The following is a 14,467-nucleotide window of genomic DNA, read 5'->3' on the forward strand; positions in this document are numbered from 1 at the left end:
GATGATGCACGAATCGGTCAGCGTTTCTTTCTCCTGTCCACAATGTCATTCTTCCGGAAAAGTTGCCTATGCGCTTTGGGGAGCAGATGGAGGGATTCGCCTTTCGGCATCCTTCAAATGTAATTCTTGTGGACACACATTCGAGGCCGATAGTCATGATGTGCCTGAAGACGTACGTCAGCTCTTTTATCTTGAGAACGGACGTTGGGTGCTCAAGGTCATTGAGCTGGGATCCAATAGGGCTGCAACTCTGCGTGGCTTACGTGATGCGCTTGGCCTGAGTGTTGCCGAGGCTGGAGAACTGCTACGCAAGATTCCTGGCGAAGTTGCAGATGGGACAAGAGTAGAGGTAGAGGTTTTGGGACGTATGGTTCAGGCTGCCGGAGCTGTGATCGAGATCTCGCGCTCGTCATCCTGATGGGCTTGGTGGCACAACTTCACGACTGCTGGACATTGTGGTGCGTGCCGATCCTTGGACACGGTTCCGGAGGAGTTGATGGGGTTGCTTTGTGTCTCTCGATTATGAGTTTTGTGTCGCGTCTGATTCGGACCCGCAGGATGTCTTGAACTTGGTGATGGCGGAACTGGGCCTGACGGTAAAAATCAGTCGTTCAGCAGATGGGAACTACGAGGACGTCGTGGGTCCCGGATTTCTTGCGTATGCGTACTCCATGCCAAGTCCGGTACGAATGCTCTACAAGGAGAGTCTGGACATCGAGCCCAAGTTGGCCGTCCACTTCACCCTTTCTTATGACCCGGTCCCAGGCGAATGGCAGAAGGCCGTGGCGTCCATGCTCCGGGGAGTGTTGGCGGTAGTGCGCGAGGAGCAGGGTGATGCGGTCCTCGTGTTCAATGGGGATTACGTTTTGTTGCTGCGTCGAGAGGGACACCTGGTCTTGGATGGCAATTCTGGGCTCTGGAACCCGGAGCGCTTGAGCTTGGTGGCCATGCCGTATACACTCGAAAAACTTCCGACCATGTAGAGTCATGTTGAGTGATGATGTGCGCGCTTGGTTCTTGCTCAAGCTTGATGGCGGCTCTGCCCCGGAGTGGGCCGAGGGGTGCTTTGATGAGTCCCGGGAAGTCGCCTCGAGTGCTGACGGTGTTCGTGGCTGTGTCCTCATTCCCGCCAGCCTCCTCCCGTCACGGGGGGGGGCGAGGATCCTCAAAAGGAGTTCTCGGCCATGACTAGAGTCTGGACGATGAAGCTCTGGGCAGGTTGTCTGTCGAATTCATGAACGAGAAAAAGGCCTTGGAGATGACACCGGACGTGTCTCTGAGCGAAATATTTGCGCGGTGTCTGGAGAAGTACGGCTCTCTATCGTCGCCGAGTTTTTTGTTCGTCCGGCAAGCTGCCGATCAAGCCCCGTACGCGGCGCTCCTGGAGAGATTGAAAGAGTGGTTCGAAATCCTTGATGATACAGACTTGAATGATGATGTCTGCTTCTTCTATGTCCTGCGGCGGAATGGGAAGGTTTGGTCCTTGCTGCTCTCGATGGTAGGACCTTATGGCTTGTTCATGCGGGCCGATGAGCCTCGGTGCGTGGTTCTGACTTCCGCCAGTTCGGATTTGCCCGATATCGAACGAACCACCATGGATGTCGTGCGCTCCGAGGGCGTCCAACTGCTGGGTAGTCACACTCTGGAGCAGCCTATCGCTTTGAATCTCTGGCCCACCGAGCCCGACGGGGTGTGTCTATTTCAAGCGCTTTTCACGGACAGCAGTGTGTTTCCCTGGCGAGGTCTTGAGTTCTGAACGCATCCGGGTCTGCGGCCAACCCACTCGGGAGTTGTGTTCACTCTTGAGCTCGATCAGTATGCTTTTGGGGCGGCGGATAGGTCCCCCTGGGGAGTTCGATGAGTCGCACGCTAACTGATGGCTTGATTGGTTTATTTTTCGTGAAGGACAAGCTCGGAGGATTTCTTGTTCATGTGTACGTTGATGGTACTTGGGGTGAGGTGGTTGGGGTGGATGCATGGGAGAAATCCGCCCAGGCTGAGTGTATTCAGAGCGGGCGTGTTTTCGAGGGTGAGGCTGCGTTGAGGGCATATGTGGCGGAGATGATGCGCCGCGAGTCGGGTGCCTGAAATTGGTAGAGAATTGCCGTTGAATTCGGCTGCGCGAATGGTTCCCAGGAAGCCTGGATGATGGGTAGTCGTGTTCGACAGGAGCGATGGAACCACAGTGATGGATGGCCCTGTTGTCGTGGGGGTTGATGATTCTTCCGGCAAGGTTGCACTGCCTTGATTCTGCAGCCGCCTCCCGCCGCGGTGGCTGGGAATCCTGGAGAGGAAGCGCTTGCCGTGTCCCACTTCTCTCCCCCGGCGCTCCGGCCCCAGCTTGTGAGAGCGGGGTAGACACGCGTCCGGAGGCAGTTCATGGGCATTCATCCCTGGCGCTTGGGGGCACGGTGGAAGCAGGGACTCGAGTCCTCCCTCGTGGAGCGGGCGGCTTCATCAGGCGCGCAGGCGCCTGGAAGGGGAAGGGGGCCCCATGCGGCAGCGCATCGCTGATTATGCCTTGCTGGGCGACTGCCACTCGGCGGCGCTCGTGGGCCGGGATGGCTCCATCGACTGGGCCTGCTTCCCCCGGTTCGACTCGGCCTCGGTGTTCTGCCGCATCCTGGATGCGCGCCGGGGCGGCTCCTTCCGGGTTGGCCCCGAGGGCGACTTCCCCTCCAGCCGCCGCTACCTCGACGACACCAACGTGCTCGTCACCACCTTCACCACGCCCACCGGCGTGTTGGAGGTGACGGACTGCATGCCCGTGCGCACCCGCGCTTCCCAGGGCCCCCGCTTGGGCTCCAGGCACTCGCTGCTCCGGCGGCTGCGTTGCACCGCGGGCGAGGTGGATGCGCGGGTGGTGGTGGCGCCCCGCTTCGAATACGGGGCCTTCGTACCCCGCATCCGCCTCACCTCGCCCCAGACAGCCGAGCTGGTGGGCGGCGCGGACGCACTGTGGGTGACGGCCACCCGGCCGCTCATCGCGCACGAGGATTCCCTGCGCGCGCGCTGGCACCTGCGCGCCGGAGACGAGGCCTGGGTGGAAGCGGCCTGGACGCCCTCGCTCATCGAGCGCACGCCTCAAGAGATGCCGGACCTGGCGGCGCTGCGCGGGCGGCTGGAGGACACGGTGGCCTTCTGGCGCGAGTGGATCTCCCACTGCGCCTACGAGGGCGACTACGCCCACGCGGTGCGCCGCTCGGCCCTGGTGCTCAAGGCGCTCTCGTACGCCCCCTCGGGCGCCATCGTGGCCGCCCCCACCACGTCCCTGCCCGAGGAACCGGGCGGCGTGCGCAACTGGGACTACCGTTACACCTGGCTGCGTGACACGACGCTCACGCTCATTTCCTTGATGCTGCTGGGCTACCAGTCTGAGACGCTCGCCTTCCAGCGCTGGTTGGCGCGCACCAGCGCGGGCCGGCCCGAGGACGTTCAAATCATGTACAGCATCCGCGGCCACCGGTTGCTGCCCGAGGTGGAGTTGCCCCACCTGGATGGGCACCAGGGCTCGCGGCCGGTGCGCATCGGCAACGGGGCGGTGAAGCAGCTCCAGCTCGACGTCTTCGGGGAGCTGCTGGAGGGCTCGTGGCTCTTCGCGAAGATGGGCGGGAGCCTGCCCCCGGGGCACTGGGACTTCCTGCGCGGTCTGGTGGAGGAGGTGTGCGGGCGCTGGCGCCAGCCGGACCAGGGGCTCTGGGAGATTCGTGACGAGTCCCGGCACTTCCTCCACTCGAAGCTGCTGTGCTGGGTGGCGTTGGACCGGGCGCTGCGCATCGCGCGGGCGCGGCGGTTCGCGGCGCCGGTGGGGCGGTGGTCGCGCGAGCGCGCGCTGCTGCGCGAGTACCTGCTGCGCGAGGGCACGCGCCTCGGGTGGTTTTCCCAGTCGGTGGGCTCGCAGCGGGCGGACGCCTCGGTGTTGCAGCTTCCCTCGCTGGGCTTCCTGCCCTCGGGCCACCCGCTGGTGGAGCGCACGGTGGCGGTGGTGCGCGAGCAGTTGGAGAAGGGTGGGCTCCTCTTCCGCTACCACGCACCGGATGGCCTGAGTGGAGGGGAGGGCACCTTCCTGCTGTGCTCCTTCTGGATGCACGACGTGCTGGTGCACTCGGGGAGGGCGGAGGAGGCGGAGGAGCTATTGCGCTACCTGCTGAGCCTGGCCAACGATGTGGGCCTCTACGCGGAGGAGTCCGTCCCCGGCACGGGGGAGGCGAGGGGCAATTTTCCGCAGGCCTTCACGCACATGGCGCTGGTGGCCTCGTGCGCGCAGCTCTCCGCGGGGCGGCGCTTCCAACTGCCCAGGCCCGGCGCGTATGACTACGCGGACTTCGCGCTCACCTACCACCTCGGCCGACGCTCCATGTTCATGTCCCGCTTCGCCTGGGAGGCGGCCCACTGAAGAGGGCGGTCCCTCGAGGGTCATCCGAGCGTGGGCACGGCGTCCTGTCCGTCCCTCATTTCCGGGTGCTCGCCTTGCAACGTTCGCGCCCGCCAGGCATCCAATCCCCATGCTTCAGTTCACCTCTCGTTTCATCGACTCGACTCCTGGAGATCCGCAGACCGACCGGCGGCCGCGTCAGGTGCACGGCGCCCTGTGGTCGAAGGTGCAGCCCACGCCGGTGTCGGCTCCGCGGCTCGTGGCCCATTCTCCCGAGGTGGCGGCCCTGCTGGGCCTGGACGAGGCCACGCTGCGCTCCGAGGAGGCCGTGCGCGTGCTCTCGGGCAATGGGTTGTGGCCGGGCATGGTGCCCTACGCGGCCAACTATGGCGGGCATCAGTTCGGTCAATGGGCGGGGCAGTTGGGTGATGGGCGCGCCATCAGCCTGGGCGAGTTGCAGGGCCCCGACGGCACGCGCTACGAGCTCCAGCTCAAGGGGGCGGGGCCCACGCCGTACTCCCGCCGGGGAGACGGGCGGGCGGTGCTGCGCTCCTCCATCCGGGAATTCCTGTGCAGCGAGGCCATGCACCACCTGGGGGTGCCCACCACGCGTGCCCTGTCGCTGGTGGCCACGGGGGACGCGGTCATCCGGGACATGTTCTACGACGGCAATCCCGAGGCCGAGCCCGGGGCCATCGTGTGCCGGGTGTCGCCCACCTTCCTGCGCTTCGGCAACTTCGAGCTGTGCGCGAGCCGGGGAGACGTGGGGCTGCTCAAGGCCCTGGCGGACTACACGCTGAAGAACTTCTATCCGGAGCTCGGCGCGCCGTCGAAGGACACGTATGCCGCCTTCTTCCTGGAGGTGGCGCGCCGCACCGCGCGGCTCATCGCGCATTGGCAGGCGGTGGGGTTCGTCCACGGCGTGATGAACACCGACAACATGTCCATCCTCGGGCTCACCATCGACTACGGCCCCTATGGCTGGGTCGACGACTTCAACCCCGGCTGGACGCCCAACACCACCGACGCCCAGCAGCGCCGCTACCGCTTCGGCAACCAGCCGGGCATCGGCCTGTGGAATGTCGAGCGGCTGGGGGTCGCGCTCTTGCCGATCCTCGACGAGGAGGAGGCGCTGGTGGAGGCGGGACTGCTCGAGTACGAGCGCGTCTTCCAGACCGAGCTGGAGCGGCGCTTCGCGGCGAAGCTCGGGCTGTCCTCGCTCGCGCAGGAGGGAGACCTCGAGCTGGTGCAGGGCTGCTTCTCGTGGCTCGCCGCGCAGGAGACGGACATGACGATCTTCTTCCGGGGGCTGTCGCGGGTGGTGACGGCGCCGGAGGCACCGGGAGAGTGGCCCGCGGTGCTGCGCGAGGCCTTCTACGGGAAGGTGCCCGACGAGCATGTGGCCCGGGGCCTGGAGTGGCTGACGGCCTGGTGGCGGCGTACCCGGCGCGAGGACGTGGCTCCCGCCGAGCTGGCGCGGCGCATGGACGCGGTGAATCCGAAGTACGTGTTGCGCAACTGGCTGGCCCAGGAGGCCATCGACGCGGCGCACGCGGGCGATGACTCGAAGGTGCACACGCTGCTGGAGGTGATGCGGCGGCCCTTCGAGGAGCAGCCGGGCCGCGAGGCGTACGCGGGCCGGCGGCCGGAGTGGGCGCGTTCGAAGCCCGGGTGCTCGGCGCTCTCGTGCAGTTCCTGAGCGCGCGTCCCGGGGCGGACTACTTCGCCCCGGAGGCGTGCATCGGGCAGCCGGTGGCGAGCTGCCGCAGGAACTGGCTGTTGTCGTAGAAGTGCTCGACCTCGAGGATCCGCAGATCCTCGGCCACGCGCGCCACGCTCATGCCAAAGATCTCCACGCGCTGTCCGGTGGGCGCCTGTCCCTTGTAGGGGCCGGTGAAGTTGCCCCAGTGACGCCACTTGAAGCTCACCGCCGGCGGCGCCGAGTACACCTCGAGCACCTCCCAGAAGAAGCCCTCGGGGAAGGCGGTGTGGAAGACGTCGTGTGACGAGTCGAACGTCTCCTCGCTGCCTTTGTAGTAGGGCGTGTCACCGAGGAAGAGGTTGTAGCTGCCACGCGCGGCGATGTCGTCGGCGCTGCCCCACGTGCCGCCGTTGACGTTGGTGCGGAACCTGTCGCGCACGACTGACACCCACTGCGCGGGATCGGCCTTGTGTGAGACCTCCATCTCGAACACGCGCACGAGGTTCTCCACCACCAGCTCCAGGGAGCCCGTGGGGAAGTGGCGTGTGCGCTCCTTGTGCACGGTGATGTTCGTCAGGTGGTAGTCCGGGCGTCCGTTGCGCCACTTCACGCCTTCATCGTTCTCGACGACAGCATCTCGTCCCTGCAACCAGAGCGGTTCCGTGGCCGGCTTGGCGATGCTCATGACGTCTCCTGGGGGGTAGGGGCTCTTCGAGCCGGGGCTCATTGTAGCAGCGGCCCACACTCACCGTGTTGCTCCCGCCGCGATTCCCGCCGGGTCTGACGCATGATCGCGCAGGGCCGGGTGTGCCATGCTCCGCCCCCTTCTTGGAGGGGTGGACACATGACACGTATCGTTCCGGCCTCGTCGTTGCTGGCCCTGCTGTTCCTCTTCGCCACGGCGTGCTCGGACGCGAGCCATGCCCAGGACGAGCTGGAACTGCGCCAGCTCGTGGCGGTCCAGTCCGAGGCATGGAACCGCGGGGACGCGACGGCGTGGACCCAGGATTTCACTCAGGACTCGGACTTCATCAACATCGCGGGGAGCTTCTTTGAAGGACGGGCGGAGATCGAGCAGCGCCACGCCGCCATCTTCTCCACCATCTTCAAGGGCAGTCAGGTCAAGGTGACGGTGCGCCGGATCGTGTTCCCCGAAGCGGACATCGCCGTGGTGGACACGGTCCATGAGTTGACGGGGCACTCGGGACTGCCTCCGGGAGTGCAGAACACGGAGCCCGGGCTGCTGCGCACCCAGATGAAGTACGTGATGAAGAAGGTCTCCGGGCAGTGGCGGATCATCGCCGGGCACAACACGGATGTGAAGCCCAGGCCCTAGCCGCCTGTCGTCGGAGCTCTCCGATGCCACGGCCCGGGAGCTTCCGGTAAGGTCGAGGCTCCATCGGGACCGATCGCCACGGGCGGAGGAGACACGCAATGGAGCAGGCCACGCAGCAGCAGGATCGGGCGGTCGACGCGGACGTGGCCATCATGGGCGCGGGCATCGTCGGCCTCTTCAACGCACTGCAATACGCCAAGAGGGGCTTCCAGGTCCTCCTGCTCGACAACGCGCGGGGACAGAAGCGCAGCTTCAAGGTGGGCGAGTCGTTCCTCATCTTCACCAACCCCTTTCTGCGCACGGTGGGGGGGTTGGATGAGTTCGCCGGGGAGTGCTTTCCCAAGCACGGCGTGTGGTTCACCTACGGCCTGGAGCACTCCGAGCGCTTCGAGGCGACCTCCGAGTGGGGCGTCCACGCGGATCCTCCCCACTACCTGTATGAGCAGGCCAAGGACAAACGCTACTTCCGGGCCTCGCTCATGGACGTGCAGATCGTCCGGCCGGAAGCGGAGGACGTGATGCGCGAGTCGCTCGCGTCCTTTCCCAACGTGCGCTTCCTGGACACCGTGAAGGTGCGCGACGTGGTCATCCAGGAGGAGGAGAGCCGGCCCCACGAGCTGCGCTGGGAGTGCCAGGCCACGCGCGAGCAGGGCACGGTGCGCGCCCGGTGGGTGCTGGACTGCTCGGGGCGCAACCGCCTGCTGGCCAGGAAGCAGAAGCACGCCGTCGAGCTGAAGGATGGCTTCCAGACGACGGCCGTGTGGGGCCAGTTCGAGGGCATCTCCGATGAGCTGTTCGGGGAGCCGTGGGTGCACACGTACGCCGATGGCGACCAGACCTCGAGGGATCTGCACACCCTCCACCTGTGGGGCGAGGGTTATTGGATCTGGGTCATCCGGCTGTCCAAGCAGCGCATCAGTGTCGGGGCGACGTTCGATCAGCGCAAGCCGCCTCCGGGGGCGACGCCCGAGGCCCAGCTCTGGGAGCTCATCGGCCGCCATCCTCCGCTGCGCAAGGCCCTCGCCAAGGAGCGGATGCTCGAGTTCCGCATGTACCGCGACGTGCAGTACATGACCGACACCTTCGTGAGCGCCAAACGCTACGGGATGATGGGAGACGCGGCCTCCATCGTGGATGCCTATTACAGCCAGGGTATCTCGCTGGCGCTGGTGAGCTCCTGGCACGTCGCCAACCTCGTCGAGCAGGATCTGCGGGGTGGGGGGATGGACCCGGAGTACCTCGAGCGGGTGAACCGGGCGACCCGGCAGGACTGGCACATCATGCGCAACATGATCCGCGAGAAGTACACGCCGGCCATCGCGGACAGCCGCTTCTTCGTGCTCTCGCACATGCTCGACCTGAGCATCTTCTGGTCCGCGGGCGCCTCCCGCTCGCGCATCTCGCGCTGGCTGGTGGAGACGGGGGGAGACACGCGCCGCGAAACGCCCGAGCTGCGCGAGCTGCGCGAGTACCTCTCGCGGCACATGTTCTACTCCCAGACGAAGCCCTGGCACTGGCTGTCGCCGGAGCGCGTCCGGGAGCTCCAGGGGCGCTTGCAGGCGGGGATCGGGGAGCGCGCGCGCTGGCGCCTCGAGCACGGCATCCGCGTGCCGACGCTCAAGGCCATTGTCCGGCTGGCGGCCCCCGTGCCCCAGTTGTGGAAGCTGCCGTTCCTGCGCGGCCAGGAGCGCGCGGACCTCTCCGCGGAGGACTTCATCCATCCGGAGAAGTTCCTCGAGCGCGTCCCCGCGTGGCTGCGCCGCTGGCTGCCCGAGTCCCCGTCGGAGCGGCTCTCCCGGGCCATCGCCGTGCGCGGCCAGACACTGCTGGTGCTCTTCCTGCTGGGCTATGCCTATGACTGGGCCGACACCGAGCTCCAGAAGCTCCTGCTCCAGCTCGGGCTCCTCGAGCCCGACACCAGGGCGGAGCCTCAGGAGACCGAGGCGCCATCTCCCGTCCGCAAGGTCGCCTCCTGACCCGGATGTCGAACCAACTCCGATGGCGCGTGGGTGCCTCCTGCGTGGGACTGGTGCTGTTCGTCCTGCTCTGGGATCTCTCGCTGTATGTCTCGGGTGCGCCACTGCTGCCCCGGCCCTGGCAGGTGGGGCTCGGGTTGCTGGAGCTGCTGCGCCGGGGCGTGCTGTTCAAGCACCTCATCGCCTCCTTGTTCCGGGTGACGTGGGGCTTCCTGCTGGCGGTGGCCGTGGCGCTGCCCCTGGGGTTCGTCCTGGGCTGGAGCCTTCACGCGGGCCGTGCCCTGGGCCCCTTCGTCCAGGTCGTGCGCCCCATCAGCCCGCTGGCGTGGATCCCCCTGGCCATCCTCTGGTTCGGACTGGGTGACGCCTCGGCCGTCTTCATCATCTTCATCGCCTCGGCGCCGCCGCTGACGCTGGCCGCCATGAACGCGGTGCGCAACGTGCCCGCGGTCTACGTGCGGGCCGGCCAGAACTTCGGGTTGGACACCCGGCGGCTCTTCCTGCGCGTCCTGCTGCCCGCGGCCCTGCCCGAGCTGCTCTCCGGCATGCGCCTGACGCTGGGCATCTCGTGGCTCGTCGTCGTGGCGGCGGAGATGATCGCCGTGAACTCCGGGTTGGGCTACCTGATCGTCGACTCCCGCAACGCGGGCAACCGGTACGATCTGGTGGTCGCGGGCATGGTGTTGATCGGCCTCACCGGACTGGCGCTCGATCGGGCGATGGCGCGAGTGGCCCGCTCGCTCATGCATCGCCAGGACGTGGTGGGCGAGGAGCCAGGATGAGCGTCGAGAACCCCCTGAAGTCTGGTGCCATCAAGCTGCGAGCCCGTGGCGTCTCGGTGCATTTCCCGGGAGAGGGGCAGCCGCTCCAGGCGCTCGCTCCGGTGGACTTCGAGTGCCGCGAGGGCGAGTTCCTCTGCCTGCTCGGGCCGTCCGGGTGTGGCAAGACCACGCTGCTCAACGTCATCGGCGGCTTCCTGAAGCCCACCATGGGGCAGGTGCTCATCGATGGAGAGCCCGTCACCCGGCCCGATCCGCGACGCATCTTCGTCTTCCAGGAGCGCGGCGTCTTTCCCTGGCTCACGGTGGAGGAGAACATCGGCTTTGGCCTGGCGGACCTGCCCGCGCCCGAGCGGCGGCGGCGGATCTCCCACTACCTGGAGCTGGTGGGGCTCACGGGCTTCGCGCGGGCCTGGCCCTCGGAACTGTCCGGAGGGATGAAGCAGCGGCTCGAGGTCGCGCGGGCGCTCGCCGTCAAACCCGACATGCTCTTCCTGGACGAGCCCTTCAGCGCGCTCGATGCCATCACCCGTCACACCCTGCGCCAGGAGCTGCTGCGCATCCAGGCCGCCGAGCGGCAGACGATCCTCTTCGTCACCCACGACATCGACGAGTCCGTCCAGCTCGCGGATCGCGTGCTCGTCATGTCGTCCCGGCCAGGCCGCATCCAGCGGGTGGTGGACATCGATCTGCCACACCCGCGTGATCTCAGCTCCCCGCGCTACCTCCAGTACCGCGACGAGCTGTTGGATGAGCTGGGTCTGGCCCATCAGGTGTGAGACGGTGACGCGGCCATGAACAGCTCGCGCAAGCCTTCGGGCCTCCTGTGGCCCTGTGCCGTGGGAGCGGTGCTGCTGCTGCTCTGGCACGCCGCCGTGAAGCTCACGGGGACGAAGGTGCTGCCCACTCCGCTCGAGGTGCTCCTGGGCGTGCGGGAGCTCGCCCTTCGAGGCCACCTGGTGCCCTACGTCCGGGACTCGCTCGTGCGCGTGCTGTCGGGTTATGCGCTCGCGGTGCTGCTGGGCCTGCCCGCGGGGTTGGTGATGGGCCTGTCCCCGCTCACCGCCCGCGTGGCCGGGCCGGTCCTCCAGCTGCTGCGCCCCATCAGCCCGCTGGCCTGGAGTCCCGTGGCCATCCTCCTCTTCGGCGTGGCGAACACCGCGACCGTCTTCCTCATCTTCCTGTCGTCCTTGTTTCCCATCGTGACGTACACGATGGAGGCCGTGCAGCGCGTTCCCGGCATCTACCTCCGGGTGGGGGACAACTTCGGCCTGGGCCGCTGGGCCCTGCTCCGCCGCGTCATCCTCCCCGCGTGCCTTCCCTACGCGCTCACCGGGTTGCGCCTCGCGCTGGGCGTGGCCTGGCTGGTGGTCGTCGCCGCGGAGATGATGGGGGTCGACTCGGGCCTGGGCTACCTCATCATCGACGCGCGCAACGCCGGCAAGCGCTATGATCTCGTCGTCGCCGGGATGCTGCTCATCGGCATCATCGGTCTCGGCCTCGACGTGCTCATGCGCCGCATCGAACGGGCCGGCGCGGTACGTTGGGCCTTTCATCGGGAGAGCTGAGGCGCTCCCTCCACCTGAAGAGAACCATGTCCCCTCGCAAACTCGCCGCGGCGCTCACCCTCTGGGTCCTCACGCTCACCGTGCTCCACGTCTCGCTCAACGTGCGCTGGGACGGCATCGTCAACCAGTGGCGTCCCGAGAGCGAGCGCAAGCTCGATGTCGCCTACATCCCAGTCACCTGACACCTCGCGTGCCCGGTGACCGACTACATCGCCCGCCGCTCACTCGATCAGTATTTGTTCCTCCCCCGGCTGTTCCAGGGGTTCCCGGAGATCAAGGAGGCATTGATCTCCAATCGAGTGCAGGCGGGCTTCCTGGTCGCTCCCCTGGCCGTGGCCCTGCGGTCGCAGGGCGTTCCCATCAAGATCGTCTTCCTGGGTCACCGCTATGGCAGCGCGGCGGTGGTCAAGAAGGGGGGCTCCGTGAAGACGGTGGCCGACCTGAAGGGGAAGACCGTGGCCATTCCCAGCCGCTTCTCGGACGAGCGGCTGCTCCTGCTGCGCGCCCTCGAGCAGCATGGGGTGCGTGCGGCGGACGTGCGCATCGTGGAGATGCCGCCCGCCGACGTGGCGGCGGCCCTGGCGTCCAACGCCATCGACGGGTTCGTCATGGGCGAGCCCTTTCCATCTCAGGCGGAGATGGGGGGCTATGGCCGCGTCCTCTTCCACGCGCGCGAGTACTGGCCGGACTACATGTCGTGTGTGCTGGTCGTGCGGGAGGACGTCATCCAGCGGCGCCCCGAGGCGGTCCAGGTGCTGGTGGATGGCATTGCCCGCTCGGGGCTGTGGCTGGACTCGGGCCAGAGCGAGCGCGAGTACGCCGCCGAGTTCGTCGGGCGCTACTATTACAACCAGCCGCCCTCACTCCTGAAGTGGGCGCTGACGAGGCCGCTGGACCGCGTGAAATTCAATCCGCTGCTTCCCCGAAGGGATGACTTCGAGCTCGTCACCCGGCTGATGCTCGAGAACAAGTTGATCGACAAGCCCATCGCCTTCGAGGAGTACGTGGACCCGCGCTTCGCGGAGGGCGCCGCCTACGAGACGGCGTGGGACTACCCCGTGGGAGCCGGGCGGTTGGATCCGGAGAAGGCGGACGACTGAGGCTCAGGAGCGGTGCCGCCCGGCCACGCGGTAGAGATGGGTGAGGGAGGCGTCCAACGCGGTGGGTTCGCGTTGAACTCGGCGCACGGTGACAGGACCCATTCGCGATGGCCCCCCACGTCCATCGACGCATGAATCGAGCTACGGCCGTCCTCCGCTCGCGCGCACGATTTCTCCGGTGACCGCGGTGTTCGCGGAGGAACACAGGAAGACGATCGTCGGCGCCACCTCCTCGGGTTGAAGCAAGCGCCCAATGGCATACGCCTTTCCGCGTTGCTCCTGAACGTTGGGCGGAAGCGCCGCGCTCATCCTGTCCGAGAGGGTGAGCCCGGGCACGACCACGTTGGTCAGGATGCCGTGAGGCCCGAGCTCTCGCGCGAGACAGGCGGTGAGGCCGTGGAGCGCGGCTTTGGCCGCGCCATACGGTCCTGCCCCCACGACACCATCGAGCGCCACACCCGAGGACACGTTCACGATCCGTCCCCAGCCTCGGGCCCGCATCGAGGGCAATGCCGCCTGAATCGCCGCGATGGCTCCATCGATGTTGTCATGAACCAGGCCCTGCCATTCGGAGAGCGCGTAGTCCTCGAAGAGAGGCGCCTGCCACGGCATCTTCTCGCCCCAGCGGACCGCGTTGTTCACGAGGATGTCGAGCTGCCCGAAGCGCGCGAGCACGGCGGCCACGGCGCCTTTCACCGAGTCGATCGACGAGAGGTCCATCTCGATCGCCAAGGCCTCGCCGCCGCCCTGCTCGATCTCCCGGACAATCTCCGCGGCCTTCTCGCGCTCGCTTCGGAAGGTCAACGCGACGCGCGCGCCTTCCGCGGCGAGCTGTCGCACCACCGCCCTCCCGATTCCCTGTGAGCCGCCTGTCACCAACGCCACTTTCTTCTCGATCCCGAGCTTCATGTGCCACCTCCGTTCGAGAGCAAGCTAAACAAACTGGAATTAAATTCCAATATGAAATTGGAAGAATCCTCCAATTGGGCGAGGGCTGGACAGGAGGCGCCCCACCGCGCTATGGGATGGAGTGATGGCCGTCGTGCGACAGAATGGCGTTGCCCGCCGGGAGGCGTTGCTGGACGCGGCGCTCCGCTGCTTCGACGAGCGCGGACTCATGCGCACGGGGATCGAGGACATCCGGAAGGCGGCGGGCGCGAGCCCTTCGAGCGTCTACCATCACTTCGAGGATTTCCCCGCCCTGGTGGCGGCGTTGCTCGAACGCACGTTCGAGCGTCTGCAGGGCTTCATTTCCCCCCGCGTTCTGGCGACCAGAACCGCGCGCACGGCCGTGAGGGCCCTGGTCGAGGGGCACTTGAGCTGGGTCTTCGACAACGAAGTCGAGGCCCGCTTCATGTACCAGGCGCTCGCGTTGGAGCTCGACGGTGGGCATCGCGGTGCCCTGAGAGTCCGGAAGACGGAGCTCAAGGCGGAGATGATGGCCCATCTGACCGAGCTGGGCGTCTTCGCGGAGACGCGATCGCCCGAGCTCACGTTGAACGTGGTGCTCCTCGGTCCGGTCCACCAGGCCTGCCGGCTCCATCTTTCATCGCCGGGAAGCGTGGATCCGAAGTGGATGCTCTCGACGCTCCCCGAACTCGCCTGGCGCAGCGTGAGCTGATCCCCTCGGC

Annotated in this window: 16 protein-coding genes; 14 read left to right on the forward strand and 2 right to left on the reverse strand. The window is 66.6% G+C overall.

Annotated features, from left to right (window positions below):
- The first annotated feature begins 1 nt into the window (after position 1).
- From F0U63_RS21290 to F0U63_RS21315, 6 genes are all read left to right on the forward strand, one after another.
- Positions 2 to 418, forward strand: coding sequence for an MJ0042-type zinc finger domain-containing protein (locus F0U63_RS21290; RefSeq protein WP_395847739.1), 417 nt, complete (start codon positions 2 to 4; stop codon positions 416 to 418).
- Between the two features lie 91 nt (positions 419 to 509).
- Positions 510 to 983, forward strand: coding sequence for a SitI3 family protein (locus F0U63_RS21295; protein ID WP_395847740.1), 474 nt, complete (start codon positions 510 to 512; stop codon positions 981 to 983).
- 251 nt (positions 984 to 1,234) lie between these two features.
- A complete protein-coding gene (locus F0U63_RS21300) occupies positions 1,235 to 1,756 on the forward strand; it encodes a hypothetical protein (protein ID WP_395847741.1) in 522 nt (173 codons plus the stop codon).
- Between the two features lie 101 nt (positions 1,757 to 1,857).
- Positions 1,858 to 2,088 carry a hypothetical protein gene (locus tag F0U63_RS21305; protein WP_395847742.1) on the forward strand — a complete coding sequence of 77 codons (231 nt, stop codon included), beginning with the start codon at positions 1,858 to 1,860 and terminating at the stop codon, positions 2,086 to 2,088.
- Positions 2,089 to 2,494: 406 nt separating this feature from the next.
- Positions 2,495 to 4,396, forward strand: coding sequence for a glycoside hydrolase family 15 protein (locus F0U63_RS21310; protein WP_395847743.1), 1,902 nt, complete (start codon positions 2,495 to 2,497; stop codon positions 4,394 to 4,396).
- Between the two features lie 109 nt (positions 4,397 to 4,505).
- Positions 4,506 to 6,074: a YdiU family protein gene (locus F0U63_RS21315; RefSeq protein WP_395847744.1), complete on the forward strand. Its 1,569-nt coding sequence runs from the start codon at positions 4,506 to 4,508 to the stop codon at positions 6,072 to 6,074.
- A gap of 19 nt (positions 6,075 to 6,093) precedes the next feature.
- Here the strand turns inward: F0U63_RS21315 and F0U63_RS21320 are convergent, their stop codons facing one another.
- Positions 6,094 to 6,762 (reverse strand): ester cyclase, encoded by a 669-nt coding sequence (locus F0U63_RS21320; RefSeq protein ID WP_395847745.1) that lies wholly within the window; start codon positions 6,760 to 6,762, stop codon positions 6,094 to 6,096.
- 159 nt (positions 6,763 to 6,921) lie between these two features.
- Between F0U63_RS21320 and F0U63_RS21325 the strand changes: the two genes are divergently transcribed.
- From F0U63_RS21325 to F0U63_RS21355, 7 genes are all read left to right on the forward strand, one after another.
- Complete coding sequence (locus tag F0U63_RS21325; protein ID WP_395847746.1) at positions 6,922 to 7,413, forward strand: SgcJ/EcaC family oxidoreductase; 492 nt, start codon at positions 6,922 to 6,924, stop codon at positions 7,411 to 7,413.
- Positions 7,414 to 7,511: 98 nt separating this feature from the next.
- On the forward strand, positions 7,512 to 9,389 hold the full coding sequence (locus F0U63_RS21330; protein WP_395847747.1) for an NAD(P)/FAD-dependent oxidoreductase: 1,878 nt from the start codon (positions 7,512 to 7,514) through the stop codon (positions 9,387 to 9,389).
- 5 nt (positions 9,390 to 9,394) lie between these two features.
- On the forward strand, positions 9,395 to 10,171 hold the full coding sequence (locus F0U63_RS21335; RefSeq protein ID WP_395847748.1) for an ABC transporter permease: 777 nt from the start codon (positions 9,395 to 9,397) through the stop codon (positions 10,169 to 10,171).
- Positions 10,168 to 10,947 (forward strand): ABC transporter ATP-binding protein, encoded by a 780-nt coding sequence (locus tag F0U63_RS21340; protein ID WP_395847749.1) that lies wholly within the window; start codon positions 10,168 to 10,170, stop codon positions 10,945 to 10,947. Before F0U63_RS21335 ends, F0U63_RS21340 begins: the two co-directional genes overlap by 4 nt.
- Before the next feature lie 15 nt (positions 10,948 to 10,962).
- Positions 10,963 to 11,736: an ABC transporter permease gene (locus F0U63_RS21345; RefSeq protein ID WP_395847750.1), complete on the forward strand. Its 774-nt coding sequence runs from the start codon at positions 10,963 to 10,965 to the stop codon at positions 11,734 to 11,736.
- A gap of 26 nt (positions 11,737 to 11,762) precedes the next feature.
- On the forward strand, positions 11,763 to 11,918 hold the full coding sequence (locus F0U63_RS21350) for a hypothetical protein (protein ID WP_395847751.1): 156 nt from the start codon (positions 11,763 to 11,765) through the stop codon (positions 11,916 to 11,918).
- A 15-nt stretch (positions 11,919 to 11,933) separates the two neighbouring features.
- A complete protein-coding gene (locus F0U63_RS21355; RefSeq protein WP_395847752.1) occupies positions 11,934 to 12,836 on the forward strand; it encodes an ABC transporter substrate-binding protein in 903 nt (300 codons plus the stop codon).
- Between the two features lie 141 nt (positions 12,837 to 12,977).
- On the opposite strand, the gene F0U63_RS21360 is transcribed toward F0U63_RS21355, so the two are convergent.
- Positions 12,978 to 13,745, reverse strand: a complete 768-nt coding sequence (locus tag F0U63_RS21360; RefSeq protein WP_395847753.1) for an SDR family NAD(P)-dependent oxidoreductase — start codon at positions 13,743 to 13,745, stop codon at positions 12,978 to 12,980.
- Positions 13,746 to 13,869: 124 nt separating this feature from the next.
- Between F0U63_RS21360 and F0U63_RS21365 the strand changes: the two genes are divergently transcribed.
- On the forward strand, positions 13,870 to 14,457 hold the full coding sequence (locus tag F0U63_RS21365; RefSeq protein WP_395847754.1) for a TetR/AcrR family transcriptional regulator: 588 nt from the start codon (positions 13,870 to 13,872) through the stop codon (positions 14,455 to 14,457).
- The last annotated feature ends 10 nt before the right edge of the window (positions 14,458 to 14,467 follow it).

This window comes from Cystobacter fuscus (genome assembly GCF_044360685.1).
In the GTDB taxonomy this organism is placed as follows: Bacteria; Myxococcota; Myxococcia; order Myxococcales; family Myxococcaceae; genus Cystobacter; species Cystobacter fuscus_C.